This window comes from Butyrivibrio sp. INlla16 (assembly GCF_900104155.1).
Classification (GTDB): domain Bacteria; phylum Bacillota; class Clostridia; order Lachnospirales; family Lachnospiraceae; genus Butyrivibrio.
The window spans coordinates 14,580-40,698 of sequence record NZ_FMYB01000041.1; the positions used below are offsets into that span (position 1 = coordinate 14,580).

The window sequence follows — 26,119 nt, forward strand, 5'->3', positions numbered from 1 at the left end:
TTAAAGTGTGTGATAGTAGGGGCAGATATTTTCATAATGTCCGTCCTTCATCCTGAATCCGCTAGGTATAGTTCCGAGCTGAACAAAACCAAGTCTCTCATATAAATGTCTCGCATGAACATTGCTCTCTACAACAGCGTTGAACTGCAATACACGAAATCCAAGGTCTTTAGCCTTTGCCAGACAATCCATCACCAGTTTTTCTCCAATATGCTGGCCGCGGCACTTTGAACTTACCGCATAGCTGGCATTACAAATATGTCCGCATCTTCCAACATTGTTTGGATGCAAGATATACAATCCTACTGTTTGTCCGTCATCCTCCGCCACGCCGGTATAGCTCTGTGATTCAAAGAACTCCTTACCGGATACTTCATTAAGCAGATCTTCCTGTGGAAATGCTATTCCATCTTCAACAACTTCATTCCAGATATCTATCATCCGTTTAAGGTCTTTTTCTTCGTATTGTCGAATTATCATTTATAATCTCCTCGTCAGTTATGCTGGAGTATAGTTTCCGATATGACTTATCAAATGCTAATACATTTCCTCTCGTATTTTTCTCATCCTCGCCCATACATTATCGCCATAGTTGCTGAGCAAAACCGTTATCATTCCATTATTGGGATTATATTCGGAGATGGCGCTTACTCCATCACCGGTACCTTTAGCTCCAACAGAGTAGATATTTGTACGGTAATCATCCGTATCAGAGCAATAGATATAACTGTTTGCACATCTTGCAGGGAGTTTGTCAAACGAATAATACCCAGTATAGCTCATGCGTTTGTATAATCCATATCCAATGCTCATCACTTCTGGTTTGGTAGTAAATGTGACCTCTTTAAAGCCTAATTTTCTGCTTCTATGCAGCATCTCATTCATAAGAACTCTTGCATAACCTTTGCCGCGATAATCCGGCTTAATATACAGTCTTTTTGCCTCACATGTGTCTTTATCAATACGCTTAATTGCTATAGTAGCTATAGGATTCGCATTTTCAAATCCAATCAACAATGCACCATCTTTATAATATGTATCAAGATCGGCTAATTCTTTATCCAATGATATTTGTTCGGTCTTACACCGTTTGTTTACGAAAGAAGATTATTAATCACAACAATGGCGCTAACACTCTCAGGAAGTTGTTGATGAGCTTGTGTATCAGCTTTCTGTTGATATCCTCAAGACTCCTCTCCTTGCACTCTTTTAAAGTATTGAGATAGTCTGCCTTCAGTTCTTTTACTATATCAGCCTTGTAAAAAATAGAGCTGCACTCGAAATGTAGGAAAAGACTTCTGTAATCAAGGTTGACCGTTCCAATTCCTGCAAGCTTGTCATCCGAAACAAATGCTTTGGCATGAACGAATCCGGGAGTGTACTCGTAAATCTTAACGCCAGCTTTAAGCAGATCCTCATAGTAGCTCCTGGACAACCTGTAAACCAGCTTCTTATCCGGAATACCCGGCATAATGATCCGAACATCAAGTCCCCTGCGAGCTGCTCTTATAAAGGCATCAAAGAGCGCATCGCCAAGCATAAGATAAGGTGTATAGAACCAGACATAATCCTTTGCCGTCGAAAGTAATTCTGTAAATAGAATGTTGCTGGTATGCTCATCTCGCATGGGAGAATCATAGTACGGAAGAATGTAGCCATTGTCCTGACATGATGCTTCTTCAAGAGCTGCCACTTTCTTAAGTTCCTCGTCAGAAATCTTATCGTGGGCAAATGCATTCCAGAACTCAGCAAACATATAGGTGTAACAAGCCACTGCTTTTCCGGTCACACGGAATCCTATATCCTTCCACCTTCCGAACATCTGCTTCTCATTGATGTACTCATCCGCAAGATTCACTCCACCACTATAAGCAACCTTTCCATCAATTACCATTATTTTCCTGTGGTCTCTGTTATTAAGCTGCGATTTGATCAGGAAGAACGGGTTGAAGGGAACACATTTGATGCCCAATTTAGATAGCTCCGTTATGTCTTTTACCGAGTAAGTGGCGATGCTTCCCAGATCATCATACATGACCCTTACATCAACACCTACCTGTACTCTTTCAGCAAGAATTTCAGTGATCGTGCCCCAAAACTTACCACTCTGAATGATGAAGTATTCTATAAAGATAAAGCTCTCTGCTCTCTTAAGATCCTCACACATGTCAGCAAACATCATTTCCCCAAAGGGATAGTACTTCGATGAATCATTTTTCAAAACAGGAAAACCGGTAGACTCAGTGATAAAAGACAGTGTCTGTGAAAGCCTTACGTCTTCCTTTTCGATTTCATCCAAATTTCCGGTGTTTCGTAACTGCTCACCATTATATAGTCCTTTGAGCTCCGAAGCAGTTTTTTGAAGTTTTCTCCTGAGCGCTCTGCCTGTTGTCTTATTTCCCAGGGTGAAATAAAGCATTGCTCCAAGAACCGGGAGCGCCACTATTACAAGCACCCACAACAGTTTATATGAGCTCTCATCTCTCCTTGCTATGAGCCTCGCCACAAAGAAAACTGCAAGCACGGTGAATATACCATTTATGATCTCTCCAAGGTGCCCTTTTGTAACTCTGTTCAATAGCCCCAGCGTCAGATAAAACCATACCACCTGAAGTGCCAACGCAGGTATAACGATTATGATCCTGCCAATTATCTTCTTCATAAGAATATCTCCTCCAAAGTTCTTAAGCTAGTTTTCTGGAAACTATTACTTCAACCAGTCCTTAACCTTATCTTTCGATTCCTATTCCTACAAAAATCTTACTATATACCTTTTTCATACTTTCTCCATTAGTCTGCCGCCCAATCCTTTTCCTCGATGCTGTCTTCACTGTCCTTACCTCTTATTCTATTTTCGGCAGACTCCATCGGTAATGGGCAGCCATGTTCCGAAGAACGATAATGGTCATAGCCCCAACCAGCATGGATATGATAGGACTGAAAAATGACCAGCACAGGGAGCAAACCAACGCTCCGATCAACGATGCGCAGGCATAAAAATGTTTAGTAAAAATATAGGGCATATTTCCGGCCATTACATCTCGCAGCACCCCGCCGCCTACGCCTGTGACAACTCCGACAAACACGGCAAGATACACATTAGTCTCTGTAACGTTTGTATAAGCAGTTTGAACGCCTATAACCGTAAACAAACCAAGACCGACCGCATCCATGGTGCGAAGCAGAATCTCATATGTTGGTCGCTTCCGAACCCGAAAATGACTTTTTTCATAGAAGAATACAATTATCCCGACGGCAATACCAAGCAGCGCAAAGACCGGTTCCCTAAAAGCCACAGGAGGCGTGATATTCAGGATTATGTCCCGAATGATACCGCCGCCAACCGCAGTAGTCATTGCGAGAATGGCAACTCCAAAAACATCCATCTTCTTTTGTATTCCCACCGTAGCACCTGAAAAGGCAAACGCAACGGTTCCAATCAATTCAAGAACAAAAAGCATTAGTTATTTTTCTCCTCCACCAAAACTCCATTATAAAACTGCTCTTGAAAGGCAATCTGCGCATAGATTTCATCTTTACCCGGAATCCTGATATTGTCCAGGACATTGCCATTTTCATCGCAAGGAACTACAATCCATTTATTTTCGCTGTCATCATATCTGTGATACACAGCAATTACTTTTCCTATGAATTCTTTAACTGCCGAGCTTTCGCCCAGGAGATATATATCCTGTTCTTCTCCGTCACCTCCGATTACTCCATCAACATAACCATAGTTGACCGGGTAGTACAAATTTTTGTGACGCGGGTGGTAACTTCCCATTGGTCGATCAATTTTTCCTCTGACTATCTGACCGATGACATTCTGATATTCATGATTCGGTACAGGGTTTAATTCATCTTTTGATAGATTTCCCTGCTCCCCACGTATACAAGTCTTTCCGGTCAATTTTCTGTCTATTGTATATACATCCCACAACTCACCCATTTTTCCATACTCCCTCTATAATAATTATCTGAGCAATGAATTTAACGCATCAATTATTTGATCACCAAATGGTACGCTAATCTTGGCGCACCATTTTCAAGATAAATCGTCCCACATTTCCTAAATCCGTTCTTTTCAATCTGACGTTGCATGATCTTATTATCTTCATGTGTATCAATCCGAATATTCGAACAAATCGATCGACAATAACTCACAGCGCAGCTAAGCAAACCATGAACCTGCCCATCTCCGGCAATTCTATGGATTGTGATATAAGGATCATCATTGAGCCATTCTCCATTTTCGATGTAATTGTATGTCGGATCTTCTCCATCAAACAATGCAAATACTCCATGTATACCCTTATTGTCATGAATAACTTTACACCTGTTGGTCCGAATATCGGCTTTTATCATCTCCGCCTCAGGATAAGCATGCCCCCATTGAGATGGATTTCCGGACCTGATCATATAATCCTGAGCATACCTGTATATTTCCATGATTCTATTAAAATCATGTTCTGATGCGGTACTTACACTTAACAATTTCTTTGTCCCTCTAATTTTTGTTAAACTGGAATCAATATCTTTTTCCATCTCTATTAAAAAAATATCCCAAATTGATTCTAACTTCACGTCTGCCTATATCATTATTTGTATAACAACAAGTATCAAATCCTATAAGTTCAAATCCTTCATGCAGGTAAAAACCTATTGCATTGGTATTGCATGATTGTGTCTCAAGCATGATTGCTCTTCTTTTCTGCTTCCGGGCAACCTCTTTGGCCTTATCCATCAGCTGTTTACCAAGCCCCTTGCCTCTGAGATTATCTGATACCCAAAGTTCTGTAACCAAAAGTCTGTTTGACCATTCTTCGGGACAGACTTCTATACATGCCAAAAGTTCATTGTTATCGCCCACAACTCCGAAAGCTTCGGCATTTTCCCAATGATCCTGGTACAAAGAATCCGGGAAGTCATATTCTTCAGGAGTATGAACGATTTCTTCCTCAGCCTTTCTTTTAACAAGCTCTATCTTACAGCCTTCACTATCAAGCTGTTTTATTTCAAAATCGTAATAGCTGTCACTCCTTGTAACCAGCGGAACCACAGCCCCTTTCCACTGTTCTTTTGGTAAATCTATAATTTCAATTTTATTCATAATTGCTCCTTTTTCATAAGAATAAGATACTCGGTGGTACCTTCTTCAAGTTTCTTCTCTCTTGTCGCATAAAAGCCATGTCTTTCATAGAAGCGTATTGCTTTTTCATTCTTTTGAAGTGCCCAAAGATGGTCTGCGTTATGTTCATTTACAGCATATTCCAGCAGCTGCGAGCCGATAGAGCCGTTTTGAAGAACAGGCTCCACAAACAGCCGCGCTATATAAGTTCCTTCAATCTTTATAAAGCCCTTAACCACTCCATCATAATATACATACAAGCTATCAATGTCGGCTTCATATTCTTTCATGAGGGCCGGAACTTGCAGTTCGTCAAAGTAGTACTCATCTGACTTAAATATAGGGTAAAAGAATAAACGGTAGTTAAAGACCAGTATCTCTGCTATACGCGATAAATCGCTAATACTTGCTTTTCTTATCATGATAACCGCTTTCCTCATACTGTCCATTCCGTCCACTCTATGTGGTTGTATTGCATTACATCGTCAGCCCTTTTCATGCCGATCTTCTCATAAAAACCTACAGCATCTTCATTGGCAATCAGATATACCGCAATATCCTTTTCACCACCGGCAATTTCATGTGCAGTCTTCATGAGTCTGCTTGCAATGCCTTGCCGCACATAATCCCTGTCCACCCCAAGGTCTGTCACGTACAGCCAATAACAGAAATCCGTAAGTCCAAACAAAGCTCCCACAATCATACCTTCATCATTACGTGCAATCAGACTGATGGAAACATTCTTAACAAGCTTCCTGATTCGTTCTTCAAAACGCTCCTTTGGATATTGTGACCCCAAATCAGTTCTCTTCAAAAAATCAATATATTCCTCTGCAGTAATGCGTTCTTCCGAGATATTAATCTCAGCTTTTTTCATCATATATCTGTTGCCGTCATCACGGAAAACTTTATAGCCAAGCCTTTCATATAATCGAAATGCTTTGGTATTAGATTTTTCAACATGAAAAAGAATGTGCTGTATACCAATTTCTTTTGCATAGGCCTCTGCTTCATGGATTAGTGCACTTCCGATTCCAAGACCCCGATAGCTTTCTGTAACAGATAAGTCATCAAGATATATATAATCTGCTTCCGGCTCATGGTGAACTTCAATTGATAAATACGCCACAACAGCTTCATCCTCTGCCACCAAAATACGATCTTCACCATTTATCCAATATCGATCCAAAAAGCCGGATTCGTAGCCCTCCACATCTTCTGTATGATAAATTGTCTGAAGCATCTCTATAAACAATTCACGAATTTTCTGCTCATCTTCCGGAATTGCCATCCTAATTCTATGCCCCATTTTCCCTCCTCCTATACTTTCTCTCAGTGTGTCCGTCCTTCACGAGATACCTCATATGCCGTATACTCGTGATCAAATTCATACCCCAGCTTTTCCGCGAGATGAACCGAATTCATATTCTGCGCATCCCAGCTTGGATATAGTCCTTCTTCAAGACATCTTAAAATCAGAGCAGCACACGCAATCGTCGCAAGACCTTTTCTGCGCTCCGCCTCTACAGTGTCAACCTCTATCTCTATGCCTTCTTTGTACCTTGTATATGAGGATGCCCCGGCTACAATCTGGCCGGATTTCATAATTACCATGCCTCTCCCGATCTCCAAAAATTTCTCTTTGCTTTCAAAAGACGATACAAAATCACGCGTCACCGGATCCGGCAGACACATATCATAAATTCTATCATCAATCTCTTTTAGCTCATATCCCTCAGGAATATCTTTTATCAGACTGCGCAAAAAAAAATTCATCAAACTGTGTGTCCTTCTTTATGGCATATCTGGTAACCTTCTTAGCATCCGAAAAGCAATCTTCAATACATGCTTCCCATTTTTCGTTTTGGGGTATCATGATAACAAAGCCATCCGGCTTGGTCATAACAAGCTCCTTACTGTGCTCTCCCGCATAAAAAGCAAAGCATCCAACATAAGCCATCGCAGACTTCGGAGCATCTAAATCAGTAACAAAAATTTTTCCCATTACATTCTGCAGACAGGAATATATCAGGGTCTCTTTCCATCCCTCAAAAAGATGATTTGCTTTTAATCTATCATCCAATTCATATACCATTATGAAAATCTTTCTTCCAGTTCCGGTTGAAGAATGTAGCGCCATCCGGCCTCTTCTAATCCCCCTCCGAATATCATCATTGGTATCAGTAGTATAAGTGCGTATATTGGGGCGCCTTTCTGATAACCGGTTACGATACATTGCGGTAATACATACAAGACAGACAAAATTATCACAAGAAAATATGACGTTAACCCATGTTTAAAATCAAAAATATTTTTCATCCATTCCTTAAAGCTTTTCACCCTGTCATTTTTCTTTAAGACAATGTATGAGGCAATGGTCGGCGACCAGCCACCAACTAAATATGGAACATATAAAAGATAGTTTTTGTCTAACGAAAAGCCAATATACATTTATCCTATAATGCTTATAAGGAAACAGGCCCAAATACACTTATTTGAACCTGTTACACACTTATTTTTCTTATTTATAATTTAGTTCATTCTAATATGTTATAGTCGTCAAGCCAATAGCTGTCACCATAGCCATTTGAGACCACATCATCTATGATTGCAACGCCTGTCGCTTTAGGTATTATCCTGCCCTCATCGGCAAGCTTATCAGCTTCAGCAGCAGTAAGAGAATAATATGTAGTACTTACGCCGTAATCCTCGTATTCTATATTATTTACGCTACTCTGGTCAATCCAGGTGCGATCATTCTCATATTTCAGACCGGATGGATCATTTAAGATTTTCCACTCCAGAGTAAAATGTGCCCATTCCGCAGGATCGTAGCCAGCGCAGTTATACCCCTGCTCTGAAAAATTAGACAAAAAAATGTTAAGGTCATGCTGAAGCTCTTTTGAAATCTCCTGGGGTTCTTCTGTCTTCCCCAGAGGATCTTCTGTTGCTTCAAGAGGATCTTCCACTGCTTCAAGAGGCAATACATCCTCTTCAATCTCTACGGGCTCTGTGACAACTTCATCATTTCCCGTTTTCCCGCAACTCGTAAGCAGACCACACATCATAGCAGATATCATAAATATAGATAACGACTTAATATTCATCCGGTCACCCCCGTAACCCATCTAGCTATACCTTTCAATCGTCCTCACCACAGCTGACAAATATGCGCTTCCAAACAGATTAAGATGATTTGTCAGGTGATAGAGATTGTACAGATCACGCCTCTCCTCATATCCCGGGACAGTGCCCATCGCTTCAAAATATGCCATGTAAAACCTGCTATCAAAGCCTCCAAAGAGCTCTGTCATAGCAATATCAGCCTCATTACAGCCGACATATACCGCAGGATCAATAAGCATCGGCTGACCATTTTCATCCGACATAAAGTTCCCTGACCACAGATCTCCGTGCAAAAGAGACGGTTGCTCCGGCTCTGTCTATATATTCCATTAAAAGAAAGGAATACCCATTATCCGTTCCAATTGCATGAATCTGAGGAACCCTGATGGCATGAGTAGCCCTTATCGCATCAATTCCTTCCGCTTCCGCTCTAAAGAAATCAGCATTCGATATAGTATTTACTTTAAGGAAAAGAGCCTCCCCATTGGAAAGAAACAGCTTATAAGCATCATTGGCATCCCCACCATGTACTGTCTGCTTTTTCTCTATAGCCACATCCTTTCCATACACTTGTGAGACAGCCTCTTTTAATGAATTGCACTTTGTTGTTTTGTTTATTTCCATTCTATTTACTTTTTTCGTTCATTCCTCTCTATATAGTCTAACATACGATTTAATGCTAACTTAAACGTTTTTTATAAAGTTTTTATATATGCGTCGCAATTTGGTCACATTTTGAGACTATTATTTTCAAAATCAAAAGTATATGTGTTATTTGTATATGGAGGTGCTGATATGGGGAAAATTATTCAATTTGACAAAAACGATCCTAATATCATTGATACCGTAGAATGCAACGGAAGATACACAGACGTGGCAACACTCAGAAATAAAGTTATAACTGCCGGAGCAGTACTAGTTGCAGCGGCAGCGTTCGTTTGTGCCCAGTTCTTCTTTATTTAAGAATACTTATCAAGCCAGGGGACAACAATTTCAGCATTAGGTGTGTAATCCAAGTTTTTCCAGGATTCAGGATCTTTAGCATTCTCGAATTTCACGCTATTCAGCTACTGCGTTTAGAACTGTTGTTTATATTAGGTGCATCATATATGGAGGTATCTTTATAACTCCATCCGCTTCTGAATAGCCCTTAGGGTGCACTATTATCTGCTTATCTATTCTTTTCTTAAAGAGTTCTTTGAATGTTCCAAGCGATGATGTCGTATAATTTTTCGATGATTTTACTTCTATAGGGCTGATTTTGAACTTAGTCTTGCTCTCGTTCGAGATGATGAAATCTATCTCAATATCATTCCTATGTTTTTTCTCGCTATATCTTGTGTAAAAGAAAAGCTTACGACCTGATGCTGTAATCATCTGCGCTATCATATTCTCATAGATCATTCCCTGATTAAGTGACAGTTTCCCATCCATTATCTGCTTATAAAGCTGTTCATCCATGATTTCATTCTCACTGAATGCATGGCTGACCAATAATCCTGTATCTCCCATATAACATTTTACATAGGATTCATTTTTATTTAATGCCAGACCAACATTTGGATCATTACATTTGTAGCAAAGATTACATATCATGGAATCGCCAAGCCAGAACAAGGGCTCATCATAGCGGTCAAAGGTTCCATTATTACGATCCACTTCACTTAAAACAACCCTTTTTTCGTGCGTTGACAAAAAGCCCGGAATATTATCAAAGATAGCTGAGACCTTTGATTTATATTTCTTTGCTGCCTTTTTGATATCATCTTCATAGAGTGCAAGGATATCCCTCTTTTCTATATCGGCAGCATGAAAATCTCTTCCATTTTGCTTGAATGCGACTATCGCCTGCGGCATTCCTCCAACAAGCATATACTCCATAAATAAACGCATAGCTTTATTATGCATCTGCCTATCAAGAGGCTGACTTTTCTCAAAGCACTCCCTTATATGATCAAGAAGTATTTCTTCGCCCATGTAAACCATGAATTCCTCAAAATTCACCGGATACATCTGCATTTTTCGTTCTTCTGATGGAATTGTTATATTCTCAACATTCTCTTTGATCGATATCAGTGAGCCTGTCTCGATGTAGTCATATCTTCCGTCGGCTACAAGATACTTAATTGCCTCCCTGGCCTTTGGATATTTCTGTATTTCATCAAAAATTATCAGTGATTCTCTGGGGTACAGCCTAGTGTTGTATTCAAGCGTCAGCGTCTGAAAGAAAATATCCAGATCATCAAGAGATTCAAAGGCATCTTTTATCTTTTTTTTTGCCTTATTAATATCGATTAGAATATAGGACTTATACTCATTCTGAGCGAATTCTTCAGCGACTGTTGATTTTCCGATTCGTCTTGCTCCTTCGATCAGTAATGCCTTTGTCCCATTTGTTTCTTTCTTCCACTCAGCTATCTTATAATAGATATTTCTTTTAATTTCCATAGCCACTCCTTGTCAATAATACGCAAGGTATTATTTTGCGATATATACCGCAGTGCGCAGACTAATATTATCATATTTTCACTCTTATACGCAATGTATTTGTGCTACATTTGTCCATCACAGATGTTTCTCCATAACGTCAAAGCACAAATAATCTCCGTTTTCTGTTTCAATCATGTTATATTTTGTGGCTACATAACCACGTTTGAGATATAGCTGTTTAGCCGGTAGTGATGCATCAAGAATAATATGGTCATGCTCCCTTCTTATCATTTCTTCAGCAAAATCCATCAGTTCTCTACCATATCCCTTCCGTTGAAAATCAGGAAGAACAAACAACCTGTTTATCTCATTATCTGAAACGGTGACAGTTCCAACCCCATTACCATCTACTTCAAGAAGAAATACTTTTCCGGCATCGATGTCCGCTTTGATTCTGTCATCTGAATGGTGGTCACTGAAAAACTGCACCGCTCCGCTCGGATAGTACTTGGGGTAAACTGACCATATAGTTGTTTGCGTTATGTTTTTTACAGAACCAAAGTCTGTCTCCCTCGCAGCTCTGATCATCTCTGTCCCCCTCTTTTATGTGGTGTGTTAGTCACCTTTTTAATCATATCCGTCTACTTTCCCTTTACGCCTTTTTACAAATCCATCTTATTACAGGCTGTTCGCATTCCTCGTCCAGATCAACCCCATCGTCAAATTGGAGATAAATTTTAGATTCTCAATCCCTATTATACATAAAAAGAGCCCCAAAGCATCTGCTTTAGAGCCCATATGATTCAATTTATCCTCGTTGTATCGCTCCATCTATACAGCTGCCACCCTCTTCACCCTAATCCTACATCCAAAGCCATCATGAGTATGAATCCCACGGCAAAAGAGATTGTTCCGATATTTGAATGCTCACCCTCGGACATTTCAGGAATGAGTTCCTCTACTACAACATATATCATAGCTCCTGCAGCAAAACTCAAAAGATATGGCATCAGCGGAATAAAAAATCCTGATGCAGCAATGACCAAAAGCGCACCTATGGGTTCAACAATTCCGGACAAAACGCCATAAAAAAACGTCTTTCCCTTAGGAACACCCTCACCTAAAAGCGGCATTGAAACAATTGCTCCCTCTGGAAAGTTCTGTATAGCAATACCGATTGCCAGCGCCAGAGCTCCTGTAAAAGAGATCGTGCTGTTTCCGTAAAGCCAGCCAGCACATACTATTCCTACTGCCATTCCTTCAGGAAGATTATGGAGAGTGACAGCCAGGACAAGCTTTGTTGTTCTCTTGAGCCCGCTCTTTGGACCTTCCTCATTTTTATCCAAATGCATGTGAGGCGTCACCATATCCATTACCAGAAGGAAAAGCATTCCTATCCCAAATCCTACAGATACAGGAAGAAACCCAAGCTTTCCCATTTCCGTAGTCTGATCAAGTGCAGGAAGCAGGAGGCTGAAAAAAGATGCGGACACCATCACCCCCGAAGCAAAGCCTGTCAGCGCACGTTGCATCTGCTGGCTCATTTCTTTTTTAAACAAAAATACACTGGCAGCGCCAAGCGCTGTTCCCAGGAATGGAATGATGATTATATTCCACATATCTTGTAGCTCCTTTCCTTTATTAATGTCATATTTAAGTCTTATCAGGCCACATCAGACCTACTGCCCTGTCCAGAATTCTTTTTAAATGAGTGATGTCCTCATTAGGTAGTTTTAAAAATCTTTCCATTTCCGAGGGCACTTTAAGTGCTTTATCCTTTAATGCTTTCCCTTCTTCTGTCATGTCTCCATGCTTCCATAGTACCATCATAACTATATACTGTGTATATGTAAGACCAAGTTTTTCAAGTGGCTTCCTGTACTGCCTCACCACTTCCTTAGCACAGGCATAATACAAAAAAAGAGCCATGACAAAAGCCACAGCTCTTAATAGCAAGTATGATATTATTCAATTCCTGACGCCCTTCATTAAGAGCCCAGCAAAAGCAACAAAATAACCATCATCAAATATAACTCACTGTCTCTGACAAAGGCTTCCTGCTTTTTGTGCTTAGTTCTATTAGATTGCATACAATATATAGTGATATATTAAAGCTCTTTTAGAATTAAATCAATACTATTATGCAGGTCTTCCTTCACACTGATATAGCTTCTCAAAAAAACGCCTTGAGCGCCTCATCATCATGTATGTATTCTTTGATATCTTTAGAAAGCCTTTTCCGTTTTCTTGTAGCCATTTAAGTTCCCCTTATCTTCACTAAGCATTTTTCTCGCTGTAAACAGCATGGTTATAAAGCATGCCATTCCACCCACAACGTTACTTACAGGCTCCGCAGCAAACACTCCGTCCGTTCCCAGGTGGAAAATGTAAGGCAGTGCGTAGGTCAGAGAAACCACGATAACAGCCTTTCTGAACAATGAAAAGAATATCGCATGCCCTTTTCGTCCAAGAGATTTGAACACAACCTGGCCTGTATGCTGGAACGTCATGAAAATGAAGGTCGAGAAATACAGGTTAAACGCAGGTACAGCATCCATAAGAATCGTAGTGTCAGAGCTGAATATTCCGATGACCTTCGCAGGGAAAGTCCTTATGAAAAGCCATACGATTACAGAATAGCCAAAGTCCAGAATAAACATCAGCAAAATGGCCTTCTTTACCCTGTCATATCTTCTCGCACCGAAGTTGAAGCTTATTACAGGGGATGAGCCCTCTGTTATAGCAATGATTGGCGTTTCAATCATCTGCCTTGCGCTGTTTACGATTGTCATGATGGAGATGTAGATGTCTCCGCCCACGTCTGCCAGAACATTGTTGCAGCATATCTGCACAAGCGCATTTGTAAACTGCATCATAAATGCGGCCATTCCAAGACCTACGATATTGAGGATTCTTGCGCCGCTTCGCATTACCTGATCGAACCTCAGAATGCTTACAGGAATGCTTATCTTTTTTCCGAAAATGAATTTAAGAACATACGCTGCGGAAAGTGCCTGAGATATTACAGTAGCAATCGCAGCGCCTTCAATTCCCATACCAAGCGCAAAAATAAAAATGGGATCAAGGACAATATTGGCCGCTGCGCCAACAATAACAGTTGTCATTCCTACAAGTGAAAATCCCTGGGCATTTATGAAAGGATTCATGCCGGTGGCGATCATCGAAAACGCCGTTCCGATCATGTAAATCCTAAGATAAGGCAGGGCGTAAACCAGAGCCTCGCTTGATGCTCCAAACAGCCTCAGAATCGGCTCTCCGAAAAACTCTCCAATCAGGAAAAGTGGCACAGATGTTGCAATCAGCAGAAAAAATGAAGTGTTCTGAATAGCTGCGGCCTCTTCCTTTTCGCCCTTTCCTCTAGCCATTGAGAAAAGCGGAGCGCCGCCACTTCCGTACATATTTGTAAAAGCCGTGACCAGAATAACTATGGGGAAGCACAGTCCCACTGCTCCAAGAGCCGCCGTTCCGATCAGCGGAATTCTGGCGATATAAATCCTGTCCACGATGTTATATAAAAGGTTCAGAATCTGTGCAACCAGCATCGGAAGCGCTGTTGCCAGAATAATGTTCAAAGTTCTGCCGTTTTTAAAATCAATCTGTTTCATTTCCCAATTTGCCTGCCATTATAGATATTTCTTCATGTTTTCGAAGATGACCTCGTATGCATCACTCCACATATGAATGCCATCAATCGAATACTCCTCCTTGGTTCTGCCATTTTCATCTGTCAGACCATCGTTTACATCGATATAATTATACCCAAACTCCTTAGCCAGCTCTTCCACTGCCTTGTTGGCTTCATCAAGTCTCTCCATACGAAGCTGCACTGCCTTAAGAGCACCCGGCCAGGCCTCATTTGCGGCGACCGCATCATTTACGGGATAATATGCCATCATGAAAACTTCAGCATCGGGAAGTCTCTTCTTGATATTGTTAAGAGCCTCCCTATAATCAGAAATCAGCTTTTCCTTAGTTTTTTCAGGTATGCTTATATCATTAGTACCTATATTAATAAAAATTTTTGAAGGTTCAAGAGCAAAAATCTGTTCATCCAATGCCTTAAGCATCTCAGGGATAGTGTATCCGCCTATTCCCCTGTTATAAATTATTTTGTTCATTCCGTGATTTAGCATGATCTCCTGTATAGGAAACTGCTCCATCAGTGATGAACCTGTAAAAAGTATCTCACCCTTTTTCACGAATTTATTAAGATGCCTGTATCTTATAACCTTGTCATCCTTCTCTTTTTGAAAAAAATCCTTTGCGTTATCCTTTTCTCCTGACATTTTTATCCTCCTGTTTTTCTATTACAAAATGAATAAAAACAGACTGCCAATAATATAGATACAGTCTGTTTTCATCTTTACTTTATGGATTTCACACTCTCTTTTTCCACGATATGTCCGGTAACTATATGAACATGCTGATCAACAGTTTTGCCCTGAAGTAGGCTTTCTACAATAGAAATCGTTCTGTCGACCATCTGCTTCATGTCTACTTCATAGGTAGTTATTTTCACATCGCAAACGCCCGGGAATATAAAATTATCATATCCAACCACGGAGATATCATCCGGAACATTATAGCCCTTCTCCTCCAGCTTTTTGATAAGCTCGCCCGCAGTCAGATCGCAGTTACATACGAAGGCTGTGGGCATTTTTGAAGGGAGCTTAAACTTGTGCGCTTCAAAAATAATACCTGTATCCTTGTCTCTATCCTCTATAATCCGGTCTTTTCCGGGAGTAATTCCGTGCTCCATCATGGCCTTAAGATATCCAAGATATCGGTCAGTTATTGATGCAGTTTGTAAAAGCGATCCCACAAATGCGATGTCTGTATGTCCTTTTTCGAATAAATAGTTTGTCAGATAATAGGATCCATAAAAACTGTCCGATATTACGGACTGCATCTCCTGGTTCTCATCGTTAAAATCGAGATAAACCGTGGGAACAGATACATTTTTCTTAAGAAAAGCGCAGTATTCCTTTGAAAATTCGCCAAGCAGAATAAGCGAAGACACCCTCTTCTCACGAAGCATATTGGACAGTATCAGCTCATCCTCCATATTGTAGGTGATGACCTCCAGCATGCTGTAGCTCTGCATATCTGAAATCTTGGCTGACAGCATCTGATACATCTGCAGATAGAAGGAATTGTACTTGCTGAAATGCTTCTCATGAATAAGAATACCAATATTGTAGCCTGCGCCTTCACTAGTCTCCTTTGCAGAGGCCGAGGGCTGCTTGTAGCCGAGCTCGTCAGCAAGCTTAATTATCTTTTCTCGCATCTGCTCGCTTACACCCTTTTGTCCTGACAACGCCTTTGAGACTGTTACAACGCTTACGCCCACTTTTTCGGCTATGTCCGCTAATTTAACTGACTTTGCCATTATCTGACTCCTTATAAATTCATGTTCTGTTTAGCTAAAATATAAAACAATTGATTAATTTAGTCAATAAATTAGCTTAAATTTTATGGCATACATTTTCCACAGTAATTATATTTGACCAGACGCCTTTACCGCTTTCATTGCAAGCCCTTAATCTATAGGAATAAGTCTGGCCATCAACCGCGGTAATATCATTAAAGCCGGGAATGCAATTTATACAGTCCACACCGTCAACTTCAATGTTTTTTCCGGAATCAAAAACGTATTCCTTTTCGCCGGCTACTGTTGTCCAACCGAATTCATCTGCGTTTTCGCTTACTCTTCCATTCGCTCTTTGAATCTCATAGTAGGCGCCTCCAACAACTCCTCGCCATTTGATATCTGCCACATTCCCATTTGCAAAGCTGTCCTCGTATAAAACCGGTGCTTCTTCAGTTTCAGGCCCAGGTATCGGTATCAGCCTTGCTTCTTCATAAGTATCTGCCTTACCATTTGCTATCTGTGCATAGGCATAAATACTTCTGACGATCTCTGTTTCACCATAATAATCGCCTGCGGGAAATCCCGGCCAGTGATAGGAAGCCCAATATCCATCCTCATCATGAAAATAGAAGCCAAAGCCATCCTTATGGGCTCTAAGGCTCCACATCATTACTCCGTTCGCATGATGTATGCGCGCCTGCTCAAATACCTTGATGCAGGGATCTGCTTTAATATAGGTCCCAAATTCCCCGAGAATATAGGGCTTTCCGGCTTCTTCATGAACTAGCTCCGTTTCATCTGCACACCTTTTTGCAAAGTCGCCTTCATAATAGTGTGCTCCCAGAATATCTGCGGGGTTCTCGGCACCTCTGCTTCTTTTTGTAGTGGACATTCTGCCGTCAAGAACCAGGTGATTACTGTCTAAACACTTGATAAAACTAATTATGTCTTTTGTCCACTCAGACAGCTCTTCATCATGTAAATCCTGACATTCCGGATTGCCGCCGAGCTCATTTCCTGTCTCCCAGCAAAGGATAGCCTTATCATCCTTGTACTTAATTCCTGTTACGGAATTTTCTCTTTCAAGCACATGGGCTATCATCTGCTTAAACAGATCTCTTGGCTTTTCTTCAGTGTAGAATTTCCACGCCCACTGATAGAAGGTGCCTCTTATGGGTGACTCACCCTCTGATAATCCTGCGAGCCAGACATAGCTCTCCATGCCGCCTACCCAGTGCCAATGATCCACGAAAGGAATGATCAGTCTGATTCCATATTCGTTGCAGACAGCAAGAAGATTGTCGAGCTCGTTAAGCGCATCTTCATTGAACTGGAGCTTTCCGTTTTCATCCACTCCCTTTACGTAGGCCCATTCATCATTATGTCCGTTAAAAACAGGGATTACATAGCTTCTTGTTACATTTCCGCCCATGGTTTTTATAGTCTTAATAGCGTTTCTCTGCTCCCAGGGCTTATCGCTTGTGGCCTGGGGATAGTTGAGCGAAACAAACTTAAGCTCTTTATCCCCATCCATAAGCCTTGTACCACTTCTGGTTATAAAATTTTCAAATACACTTTTCACCAATCATCCTCCATATCCTTGTTGTTATTTGACAGCTCCGTCTGTTACGCCGCTGATTATGTATTTTTGGAGGAAAACATATATGATTATCGTCGGTACAGCTACAAGTATTATTGCTGCAGACATAAGTGGCCATTCAGCAAGCTTATCTCCGGAGAACGAATATAAGCCTGTAGCCGCAGTTTTTACCTTGGGCATATACATATACGGTGTAAAGAAATCATTGTAAATTCCAAGCATTTTTAGTATGACTGTCGTTGCGATCGCCGGCTTAAGCTGTGGAAGAATGATCTTATAGTAGATCTGAATCCTGCTTGCGCCATCTATCCTCGCACTTTCATCAAGAGCCTTCGGAATCTGATTTATAAACTGAATGAAAATATAAATCTGCATGATATCCGTTCCTATGTACAGGATGATTCCGGCAAGCAACGAATTATAGAGTCCAAGGGCTTTGATGATCTGAAAAGTCGCTATTGTTACTGTCATTCCGGGAATGAAGGTCGGCACCAGGAATGCCATATATACTATCATTTTGCACTTGAAGTCATATCTTGAAAGTATGTATGCAACCATGGTTCCGAATAAAATGGCAAGCGGTACGCTTATAACCACCAGAATCCCGGTGTTTATAAAACCTGTGACAAAGTTTCCTTCATTGAAGGCTCTAATGTAATTCTGAACATTAAACAGATTTTCAGGGATCGAGTAGACACCCTTCATCATGTACTCATCATTCGATTTAAGGGATACGTTAAGTATGATGAAAAGCGGTGCGAACACGCCTATTACGCCAATACTCAGAAGCAGATATATGAAAAATCTGCCCAGCTTATTATTTACAATAAAGGGAGAGGATGGAATATCTTTCATTTTTATCTTATGCATTTTCTTTATCCTCTTTTAATAACACTCTCTGAACCAGCACCAGGAGCATGATGATCATAAGCAGTATCACACCCATGGCTGCGGCTTTTCCATACTTGCGGTAATTATATGCAAGCTCAAGCGACTTACTGATAAATGTTGCGGTTCTTCCGTTAGGGCCGCCCTTCGTAATGAGGAAGGGCTCAAAGTACACCTGAAGCGCTCCATTCAAGCTAAGAAGGAGCGATACCTTGAGCATACTTTTTATATTAGGAAAAGTGATATATGCAAGAGTTCCGAAGAATCCCGCACCATCTATCCTCGCTGCTTCAAACACTTCACTGGGGATGGACTGTAGGGCAGCCACGTAGATTACCATGGTATACCCTACATATTTCCAAAAACTAATGAAGGACAAAGCAAAATTCGTCATGTATGAAGTGCTGATAAAATGTACCGCATTTATCCCCAGTGCCTCCAGGATGAGGTTTACCGGTGAATTGCTGTAGTCATACATATAATTGAACATGAAGGCTACAGCCACACCGTTTATAATATATGGCATGAAAAGGACTGCCCTGAAGGTGGTTTTCATTCTGATGTTGCTGTTGAGGAGAACTGCCAGGAATAAACCCGCGAACTGCTGCAAAATCGCAGTAAGTACATAAGCCATATTGTTGGAAAAGGTGCTGAACAGCTCTTTTTGTCCGAGAATATCCTTATAATTTCTCGTCCCGATGTACTTCAGATTCGGGCTCATTCCGTTCCAGTCCGTGAAGCTAAGCTGTATAAGCTTAGCCAGGGGATAATATGAAAATAATGCCAGCAAAATCATTGGGATGAATAAAAATCCCACAATTATAATTCTGTCTTTTGCTTTTGAACTCATCTCTTAATTTCCTTCTACCCAGTTAGGACGCTCCGCTGCCCACTTTGCATTCCAATCATCCACAAGCTGCTGTGCCTTGGCATCATCTTCCTCCATAACGTATGTAAGGAAGAACTGCTGGCCATCGAGCTCAATTGCATTTCTGATGTTACTGAACGCAGCGTTTCCTAAAATAGGTGAAAGGGGCTCCACACCGTAGCTAAGAAGTTCTGCAACAAAGGGATCCTCTACAGCGATATTCTTGTTTGAAGGAATATCTGCATCTGAAACGGGGTTATTAAGCATATAGGAAAGGAATGCCTTTGCAAGCTCGGGAGACTCTGTATCCTTTGAAATTCCCCACTGTTTTCCTGATCCGGCCTTGATATTCTTAGCTCCGGGGAAGGGGAACATTCCGATATCCTCAGCATTTGCGCCAAGCTCTACAAACTGTTCAGGGAGCCATGTCTCTGAATAATGCATTGCTACTCTGCCCTGAGCCAGATCAAGCTTGAACTGATCCCAGTTAGCTGACATAATGTCTTCCTCCAGCTCACCCTTCTTGTAGAGATTTCTTACAATATTCATGGAATCGAGCATTACGTCATCGTAGATTTCATCCTGCTCTGCGTATTTGTTCTCACCGCGCTCATCACCTGCTGTCAGGTTTACTTCGCCCCATCCGCACCATGCATAAATCGGCCAGATATCCTTAAAAGCTGTTCCCACAGGTGTAATTCCTGCTTCCTTGAGCTTGTCGCAGTCTTCATAGAATTCATCCACAGTCTTGGGAACGTTCTCAATTCCTGCGTTTTTAAAAGCCACCTTGTTGTAGATCATTCCACAGTAGGAAACTGTCAGCGGAAGAACATAGAGATTACCGTCCGAGCCGCGGCCATTTTCATAGAAAAGTATGTCGTCAGCAGTAAAATCGAGATCATCTATAGGCAGGAAATAATCTGCATAAGTATCCTGGTTAATAGGATCAACCACATAGAACAGGTCCGGTGCTTCACCACCGGCAATTCTTGTAGGAATCACATCGTCGTATTCCTTGATGGTCTCAAACTCTACTGTAGTTCCGGGATTCTCCTCCATGAACTTAGCAGCGTAGGCGGCAAGATCCTCTTCCAGATCAGTTCTGTTACTTGCTACCACGATTTTGCCTGTAAGCTCAGGCTTTGCAACTTCTCCGGTACTGTTTGCTGTTTCGCTCTCTGTAGCTGTATTACCGGCCTCAGTTACTCCGATTTCTTCATTCTTCTCGCTGGCGCATCCTGCCAGTGTACTTAATGACATGGCCGCTGTAAGGCCAAGTGCTATTAGCTTTTTCATCATAACCCTCCAATGCTTCTCATTCTTGATTGTTTAATTATTTACCTAAATTTAGTTGCAACTGTTGGTATTATGATAGTTAATTTTACTTTGTTTTTAAATAGCACCATTTTGGATTTATGTGCATATCTTTAGCTATGTGCAAAATTCCTGTATTCATTTGGAGACATGTGGAATTTCTTCCTAAAAGCCCGGCCAAAGCTGGGTGCATCCTCATAGCCCACGGCATTTCCTATTTCATAGACCTTGAGCCTTGGATCCTTCAAAAGTTCAATAGCCCGCTCCATCCTTACCTCAAACACATAATCTGAGAATTTCATTCCGGATTTGAGCTTAAATAGGTTGCTGAAATATGATGGATTAAGGTCAACTAACGCAGCCACATTCATAAGGGAAAGAGACTTTTCATAGTTGGTCCTTATATAGCTCTGGGCCATCTCTATTTTGGATATATATGTCTTCATTCTTACTCCTGATGTAACGCTTCCAGATTTTTCCTGATGAGATCACATCTCTGTCTTACGCAAAGAACTGATCTGCCCGGATCCTCCGGTGTGTTGAAAACGTAGTCAATAAGCTTGTTCACAGTTGTTGTGGCAACATGCATCCTTGTATCGGATGACGCATAATAGATGAAAACTTCACCCTTTTCATTGACTATGGCGCCGTTTGTGAATACCACATTTGACACATCTCCGACTCTTTCCTCGCCTCTCGGTCCGATTAAAAGTCCGGAGGGCTCAGCGATCACCTTAGACGGGTCATTAAGGTCCGTTGCGAATGCATAGATGACATATCTAAGTCCAGCTGCGGTATTTCTTACTCCATGTGCAATATGAATCCAGCCCCTGTCTGTCTTTATCGGGGTTGCGCCGGCACCGTTTTTAGCCTCTGTGATAGTGTGATATTTCCTGAGACTGGTCATCTTCTCTTCGTCTATAACAGCATGAGTTATGTCGTCACACAAGCCAAAGCCGATTCCGCCGCCACTTCCTGTTTCAATGAAATCGTCCATGGGCCTTGTGTAAAAAGCGTATTTGCCATTTACAAACTCAGGATGCAGCACCACGTTTCTCTGCTGAGGGGAATTAAGTGTCACAAGATTTGGAAGCCTCTCCCAGCTCTTAAGGTCCTTGGTTCTGACAATCCCCGCAGCAGCCACAGCCGCTGAAAGGTCTGAAGAAGCTTTATCCTTACTTTCTGAGCAAAATACTCCGTATATGTATCCATCTTCATGCTTGGTGAGTCTCATATCGTATACATTGGTCTCCTCCGGGCAGACATCCTCAAGAAGTATCGGATAATCCCAGAATCTGAAGCCATCTACTCCGGTGCTGCTCTCAGCAACTCCAAAGAAAGACTTTCTGTCATTTCCCTCAATTCTGGCGATCAGATAGTACTTTCCATCAAGATAGATCGCGCCGGAATTCATCACTGCATTTATTCCAAGTCTTTCCATGAAATAAGGGTTTGATTCCTTTACCACATCATATCTCCAGGTGATAGGCGCATGATCCCTGGTAAGCACGGGATTCACATATCGGTCAAATAAGCCATTATAAAAGTCGGACTTATTGTTCTTTAGCTCTATCAGCTTATTTTGCTTCTCAAGTTCCACATAGTAGTTTTCATGTATCATTGTTTTCTCTCCTCCATCCAAGTATTTTCATAAGTTCAAAACACATTCTTCCGTTGTGATACGGGCATTTCCAGGGCTCAACTATGGGTTTCTTTGAAGGTGTACCGTCAGGACTGACCTCCCAAAACCACTCTGAGCCTTCTCTTTTATCTATCAGAGACTCCTCCACAAAATCCCATAAGGTCTCTGCGCCTTTAAGATATCTGGTGTCCTCGGTTTTCATAAACGCATTCACAAAGCCTACCATGGCCTCGGCCTGAACCCACCAGATTCCGGTCTCATCGACAACGCCGTTCTCGCATTCATTTACAAAATACCTTCCGTTATAGGCCTTTTCATAGGTTTCCGATGCCATTTCAAGTGTTATCTTTTTTATGTCATCAAGAGCTTCCTTTGTTAACGCATTCTCTCCCAGCACCTCAACCGCACGATCAATCAGCCAGGATGCCTCAATATCGTGTCCGTAGCTGTGAAGATCCAGAAGGCTTCTATATTTTCCATCGAAGAAAACCTCCTGCCTTCTCTTATCAGCGTTATATATCTTGCTTCTCACAATATTAAGAAGCGCCGCAAGCTTCTGGCCTACCTGTTCATGCTCCTCTATGCCGGCTGTCACCTTGTACAGCTGTGTGTAGGCTTCAATGACGTGAAGCGCTGTGTTCATGGTCCTCTCTGCGATCACTCCGTTTTCAGAGAGCTTGTGGTTTGCAACCGGATTAAATTCTCTGGTAAAGGCTTCGCAGTAGCCTTCCTCATCCCTGCATTTACTCTCGATTATTTCGAAGATTTCCAGTGCCATTCTCAGAGCCTCTTCGTCCTTACTGGCTTCATAGTATTCAGCCAAAGCGTAAATTGCGAAAGCCTGATTGTATGTATGCTTGGTATTATCAAAGGGCTTCCCATCATAGGTAAGTGACCAGTATATGCCGCCATAGGTCTCATCAATACAGTAATTTTTCAGAAAATCATAGGCGTGCTTGGCCTCTCTCAGAAGGCTCTCGTCCCCCAGTTCCACGTAAGCCCTTGAGAAAAACCACATTATCCTGCTGTTAAGGATGCAGCCCTTCTCTGCCTTTTTGTCCACGTTCAGGTCATAGTCCATGTATCCGTAGAAACCGCCATGCTCACTGTCATGAAGGCTAGTCCAGAACGGGATAATGCCATTCATAAGTTCGTCTTTAATTCTGTGTAACATCTCAAATACCTTTCTCTTTTAACTAATAATGTTGCTTAATATCAGGTCATGTGTGGTTTAGGTAAATTTAGCTTTATTTAGCTAAATATTTTGTTGTTTAACCTAATATTTAGCGTGATTGTAGTATTATTTAAGTTATTTGTCAATATTTTCAACTTAATTTTAAGTTAAAACACAACAAAAAAGGAACCTGTTATGACTTCCATTAATACACAGGCAGCGCCAAACAAAAGTCTAACAAATAGTGAAAACATCAGCTTAAAACCCTGCTTTACTTGTTATTCTGATATAATCATTTAAGAATTGAACACGTAGCAACTCCACAAGAATATTAGCCAACAAATATTTGACAGATTATTTTAGAAAAATCAGTAAAGAAAATGAGGAAAAATATGGAATCCACAAAGAATATAGAAACTGAAGAAAAGCAACAGAAATGCAAAGAAGATAGTCTCCTTCTTCGTTCCCTAAAGACAAGCCTGGTCGCAATTGTCCATGCCAATCTTGTGATACTTCTGTTTAATTCGATTGATCTGATATGGATTGATTTTATAAACCCTGTAATTTTTATGATCGCAGCAATTTTACTGGTCATGGCTATTACCTTCGCTGCGTTTCTTTTTTCAAACAGAATATTATTTAAGGCACAGAATAAGCAAAACATGCCGCTTATTTACTTTGCTGAAATATGCATTTCCTACCTCATTCACGAGGTTATTTGCTGGTATATACAAAGGACAGCTCCGGCCAGCGCGGATCTTGGGCCATATTTTTTTAAACTGATTTCTACTTTGCCCTATTTCCCAGTAGGAATGTTTAACATCATCAGCTTTATGAAAAGTAAGGCAAGAAAAATAATCCCCACTATCATTTTGGTAGCAGGGATGGTTTATCTGGCATTTGTAGTAGCACCTTTTTGGGCTCTATTATTTTGAGGGATACCCTGATTAGCGCGGCATATTGCCTTAGCTTTGTTATAAAACTTCCCTTACACTCTGTTATTGCATCATTTCACGACGCTTTATAGCTTTCTCAGTTAGCTGCTTCTGATAATCCTTTTTCTTGTAATACTCTTCAAGCTGCTTCTTTTGTCTGGCAGCTCTTTGAGCTCTCCTCTGAGCGTTAGTATTATTATTGTTTCTCTGTCGATTCTGAGTACTCTGGTTTCTTATCTGTTCCATTAACTGATCAAGCTTTTCTTCATCCGATAAAAGCTCAGCCTCGCGTCCTTTTATAGCCATATCCACATGCTGGATAGTCCCTGCTCCCCCGTTCTCTTTTAGGAACATGCCTGTTTTCCGGATCTTTCCGTCAAGAACCTGATCTGCGCCATCCATTCTGAATTCTGTCTCTTCTGCTCCAAGGAAAATCGCTCCGACGCCTGCATCCTTAAGACTCTTTAACTCATCACCGTTTTCAGTCTTGTACCACACTTTGAGCTGATCAAAAACCTCATCATTTTCATCTATCCAGCCGTTACTATCTGTATCATATTCTGCAAGGTCCTTGAATCCATCACCACTTTTTACACCAAAAAGTTCATTTCCATCGTTAATCTTGCCATCTTCATTTTTGTCCAGCACCAGAAATCCGCTTCCTTCTCCGAGGGTTGAAATCTCATCCTCTTTTCCATCTGCATCCAGGTCAAATTTGAACTTCTTATCACTTAGCCCTGCAGTATCAGCGCCTGTATTTATGATAAGTGGATCAAACAGCGCATCTAGCGGAGAAGCCATCGGTACAAAAACTTCTGACACTTTGCATCGTTCCATAGAGGCGTTCATATCAACATCAATACTTCTACCATCTGTAGTTTTGACTGTTCCCTTGGCTTCATAGGTTGTCGTTTCAGTCTCAGTTGTTTTATCGACGAGACCAACAAATCCCATGTTGCTGCCTTTTCCAGTTTGGCCGTACTGTTTATCATAATACCTTGAAGCTGTACTGTTTATTTCACTCTGATCAATTCGCATATATATTTCCTCCAGATACTGCCGAGGCACAAAAAAGCACCTTCGTTCAAAAAAGATCCCTCGAACCAAAGCGCTTTCCGTAGCTTTAATCTATGTAGTTTTTCCTTTGCTATTTCAAGTATCGTCCATGAAATGAGACAATTAAATAGGATTGTAACGAACGGACAGTTTAATGTAATGAATAGTCATTTTTCTTTTGACTGCAGCATTACCGTAACGATAAAAGTATTATTATCAGTCTCCACTTTGACTCCGCCGAGATATTTTTCTGCGATGTTTTTTACACTTTTTAGTCCAATACCATGCTGCCCATTATCTGTTTTTTCCTTTTTCCTGCTAACTATTGAGCTATCTTTGTCCCGTATAACAGTTCCATCATAGGAATTTTCTGCTTTTATCAGATAAAAGTTATCTTTTGAAGTCCCATATAGCTTAATAAATCGTTCTTTTTCCGATACCAATGCCACCGCTTCCAATGCATTATCTAAAAGGTTATTGAGTACAATAGCCATATCCATAGCACTGATGCTCTTATCCTCAGGGTAAGAAAACTCACACTCAAAGGTACATCCCTGCTTTTCTGC

32 protein-coding genes are annotated in these 26,119 nt (G+C 41.1%); 2 read left to right on the top strand and 30 right to left on the bottom strand.

The features are described from left to right. The 14 genes from BLR42_RS16300 to BLR42_RS16365 all read right to left on the bottom strand — a co-directional run bounded on the left by BLR42_RS16300 (nt 1) and on the right by BLR42_RS16365 (nt 8,878). Nucleotides 1–480, bottom strand: a complete 480-nt coding sequence (locus tag BLR42_RS16300) for a GNAT family N-acetyltransferase (RefSeq protein ID WP_091871339.1) — start codon at nt 478–480, stop codon at nt 1–3. A gap of 57 nt (nt 481–537) precedes the next feature. After that, nucleotides 538–1,065, bottom strand: a complete 528-nt coding sequence (locus BLR42_RS16305; RefSeq protein ID WP_170832834.1) for a GNAT family N-acetyltransferase — start codon at nt 1,063–1,065, stop codon at nt 538–540. Between the two features lie 49 nt (nt 1,066–1,114). Beyond that, on the bottom strand, nt 1,115–2,662 hold the full coding sequence (gene cls, locus BLR42_RS16310; RefSeq protein WP_091871344.1) for a cardiolipin synthase: 1,548 nt from the start codon (nt 2,660–2,662) through the stop codon (nt 1,115–1,117). A gap of 181 nt (nt 2,663–2,843) precedes the next feature. Further along, entirely contained in the window at nt 2,844–3,461 is a 618-nt protein-coding gene (locus BLR42_RS16315; protein WP_091871347.1) for a trimeric intracellular cation channel family protein, read from the bottom strand. Further along, nucleotides 3,461–3,949, bottom strand: a complete 489-nt coding sequence (locus BLR42_RS16320; protein ID WP_242879385.1) for a hypothetical protein — start codon at nt 3,947–3,949, stop codon at nt 3,461–3,463. The genes BLR42_RS16315 and BLR42_RS16320 overlap by 1 nt, the downstream gene beginning before the upstream one ends. A gap of 53 nt (nt 3,950–4,002) precedes the next feature. Further along, nucleotides 4,003–4,545 carry an N-acetyltransferase gene (locus tag BLR42_RS16325; RefSeq protein WP_242879386.1) on the bottom strand — a complete coding sequence of 181 codons (543 nt, stop codon included), beginning with the start codon at nt 4,543–4,545 and terminating at the stop codon, nt 4,003–4,005. Further along, entirely contained in the window at nt 4,529–5,110 is a 582-nt protein-coding gene (locus BLR42_RS16330; protein ID WP_091871350.1) for a GNAT family N-acetyltransferase, read from the bottom strand. The genes BLR42_RS16325 and BLR42_RS16330 overlap by 17 nt, the downstream gene beginning before the upstream one ends. Continuing rightward, on the bottom strand, nt 5,107–5,550 hold the full coding sequence (locus BLR42_RS16335; RefSeq protein WP_091871407.1) for a GNAT family N-acetyltransferase: 444 nt from the start codon (nt 5,548–5,550) through the stop codon (nt 5,107–5,109). Before BLR42_RS16335 ends, BLR42_RS16330 begins: the two co-directional genes overlap by 4 nt. 14 nt (nt 5,551–5,564) lie before the next feature. Continuing rightward, entirely contained in the window at nt 5,565–6,437 is an 873-nt protein-coding gene (locus BLR42_RS16340; RefSeq protein WP_091871353.1) for a GNAT family N-acetyltransferase, read from the bottom strand. A gap of 23 nt (nt 6,438–6,460) precedes the next feature. Then, a complete protein-coding gene (locus BLR42_RS23975) occupies nt 6,461–6,904 on the bottom strand; it encodes a GNAT family N-acetyltransferase (RefSeq protein WP_330387377.1) in 444 nt (147 codons plus the stop codon). Further along, nucleotides 6,864–7,268, bottom strand: a complete 405-nt coding sequence (locus BLR42_RS23980) for a GNAT family N-acetyltransferase (RefSeq protein ID WP_330387378.1) — start codon at nt 7,266–7,268, stop codon at nt 6,864–6,866. Before BLR42_RS23980 ends, BLR42_RS23975 begins: the two co-directional genes overlap by 41 nt. 397 nt (nt 7,269–7,665) lie before the next feature. Next, nucleotides 7,666–8,235 carry a hypothetical protein gene (locus BLR42_RS16355; RefSeq protein ID WP_091871360.1) on the bottom strand — a complete coding sequence of 190 codons (570 nt, stop codon included), beginning with the start codon at nt 8,233–8,235 and terminating at the stop codon, nt 7,666–7,668. A gap of 21 nt (nt 8,236–8,256) precedes the next feature. After that, on the bottom strand, nt 8,257–8,517 hold the full coding sequence (locus BLR42_RS16360; RefSeq protein ID WP_091871362.1) for a fructosamine kinase family protein: 261 nt from the start codon (nt 8,515–8,517) through the stop codon (nt 8,257–8,259). Next, nucleotides 8,507–8,878, bottom strand: coding sequence for a fructosamine kinase family protein (locus BLR42_RS16365; protein WP_091871365.1), 372 nt, complete (start codon nt 8,876–8,878; stop codon nt 8,507–8,509). Before BLR42_RS16365 ends, BLR42_RS16360 begins: the two co-directional genes overlap by 11 nt. Nucleotides 8,879–9,049: 171 nt before the next feature. On the opposite strand from BLR42_RS16365, the gene BLR42_RS22915 reads away from it, so the two are divergent. After that, a complete protein-coding gene (locus BLR42_RS22915) occupies nt 9,050–9,217 on the top strand; it encodes a hypothetical protein (RefSeq protein WP_022763173.1) in 168 nt (55 codons plus the stop codon). Between the two features lie 126 nt (nt 9,218–9,343). On the opposite strand, the gene BLR42_RS16370 is transcribed toward BLR42_RS22915, so the two are convergent. From BLR42_RS16370 to BLR42_RS16435, 14 genes are all read right to left on the bottom strand, one after another. Further along, a complete protein-coding gene (locus BLR42_RS16370) occupies nt 9,344–10,702 on the bottom strand; it encodes an ATP-binding protein (RefSeq protein WP_091871367.1) in 1,359 nt (452 codons plus the stop codon). A 117-nt stretch (nt 10,703–10,819) separates the two neighbouring features. After that, nucleotides 10,820–11,272 (bottom strand): GNAT family N-acetyltransferase, encoded by a 453-nt coding sequence (locus BLR42_RS16375; protein ID WP_091871370.1) that lies wholly within the window; start codon nt 11,270–11,272, stop codon nt 10,820–10,822. A gap of 263 nt (nt 11,273–11,535) precedes the next feature. Beyond that, complete coding sequence (locus BLR42_RS16380; RefSeq protein WP_091871372.1) at nt 11,536–12,303, bottom strand: ZIP family metal transporter; 768 nt, start codon at nt 12,301–12,303, stop codon at nt 11,536–11,538. 34 nt (nt 12,304–12,337) lie between these two features. Next, the gene (locus BLR42_RS16385; RefSeq protein ID WP_091871375.1) at nt 12,338–12,613 is read right to left on the bottom strand and encodes a helix-turn-helix domain-containing protein; all 276 of its coding nucleotides are present in this window, start codon (nt 12,611–12,613) and stop codon (nt 12,338–12,340) included. Between the two features lie 296 nt (nt 12,614–12,909). Beyond that, on the bottom strand, nt 12,910–14,310 hold the full coding sequence (locus BLR42_RS16390) for an MATE family efflux transporter (protein ID WP_091871378.1): 1,401 nt from the start codon (nt 14,308–14,310) through the stop codon (nt 12,910–12,912). A gap of 18 nt (nt 14,311–14,328) precedes the next feature. Next, nucleotides 14,329–14,991, bottom strand: coding sequence for a GDSL-type esterase/lipase family protein (locus BLR42_RS16395; RefSeq protein ID WP_091871381.1), 663 nt, complete (start codon nt 14,989–14,991; stop codon nt 14,329–14,331). Between the two features lie 77 nt (nt 14,992–15,068). Further along, the gene (locus tag BLR42_RS16400) at nt 15,069–16,094 is read right to left on the bottom strand and encodes a LacI family DNA-binding transcriptional regulator (RefSeq protein WP_091871384.1); all 1,026 of its coding nucleotides are present in this window, start codon (nt 16,092–16,094) and stop codon (nt 15,069–15,071) included. A gap of 76 nt (nt 16,095–16,170) precedes the next feature. Beyond that, the gene (locus tag BLR42_RS16405) at nt 16,171–17,658 is read right to left on the bottom strand and encodes a cellulase family glycosylhydrolase (RefSeq protein WP_091871386.1); all 1,488 of its coding nucleotides are present in this window, start codon (nt 17,656–17,658) and stop codon (nt 16,171–16,173) included. Between the two features lie 24 nt (nt 17,659–17,682). Next, a complete protein-coding gene (locus tag BLR42_RS16410; protein WP_051200961.1) occupies nt 17,683–18,546 on the bottom strand; it encodes a carbohydrate ABC transporter permease in 864 nt (287 codons plus the stop codon). Then, entirely contained in the window at nt 18,539–19,414 is an 876-nt protein-coding gene (locus tag BLR42_RS16415; RefSeq protein ID WP_026492212.1) for a carbohydrate ABC transporter permease, read from the bottom strand. The genes BLR42_RS16410 and BLR42_RS16415 overlap by 8 nt, the downstream gene beginning before the upstream one ends. 3 nt (nt 19,415–19,417) lie before the next feature. Further along, the gene (locus tag BLR42_RS16420; RefSeq protein WP_170832835.1) at nt 19,418–20,728 is read right to left on the bottom strand and encodes an ABC transporter substrate-binding protein; all 1,311 of its coding nucleotides are present in this window, start codon (nt 20,726–20,728) and stop codon (nt 19,418–19,420) included. 131 nt (nt 20,729–20,859) lie between these two features. Then, the gene (locus BLR42_RS16425; RefSeq protein WP_026492214.1) at nt 20,860–21,192 is read right to left on the bottom strand and encodes a helix-turn-helix domain-containing protein; all 333 of its coding nucleotides are present in this window, start codon (nt 21,190–21,192) and stop codon (nt 20,860–20,862) included. Nucleotides 21,193–21,194: 2 nt separating this feature from the next. Then, nucleotides 21,195–22,367: a glycoside hydrolase family 130 protein gene (locus tag BLR42_RS16430; RefSeq protein WP_091871392.1), complete on the bottom strand. Its 1,173-nt coding sequence runs from the start codon at nt 22,365–22,367 to the stop codon at nt 21,195–21,197. Next, a complete protein-coding gene (locus tag BLR42_RS16435) occupies nt 22,357–23,562 on the bottom strand; it encodes an AGE family epimerase/isomerase (RefSeq protein WP_091871394.1) in 1,206 nt (401 codons plus the stop codon). The genes BLR42_RS16430 and BLR42_RS16435 overlap by 11 nt, the downstream gene beginning before the upstream one ends. A 392-nt stretch (nt 23,563–23,954) precedes the next feature. Between BLR42_RS16435 and BLR42_RS16440 the strand changes: the two genes are divergently transcribed. Further along, on the top strand, nt 23,955–24,497 hold the full coding sequence (locus BLR42_RS16440) for a hypothetical protein (protein ID WP_091871397.1): 543 nt from the start codon (nt 23,955–23,957) through the stop codon (nt 24,495–24,497). A 63-nt stretch (nt 24,498–24,560) separates the two neighbouring features. Here BLR42_RS16440 and BLR42_RS16445 read toward each other — a convergent pair whose 3' ends face one another. Together BLR42_RS16445 and BLR42_RS16450 are read right to left on the bottom strand one after the other, a co-directional pair. After that, nucleotides 24,561–25,535 (bottom strand): hypothetical protein, encoded by a 975-nt coding sequence (locus tag BLR42_RS16445; RefSeq protein WP_091871399.1) that lies wholly within the window; start codon nt 25,533–25,535, stop codon nt 24,561–24,563. 185 nt (nt 25,536–25,720) lie between these two features. Continuing rightward, nucleotides 25,721–26,119, bottom strand: a 399-nt coding sequence (locus BLR42_RS16450; protein WP_139165188.1) for an ATP-binding protein, incomplete at its 5' end; no start/stop codon positions are given.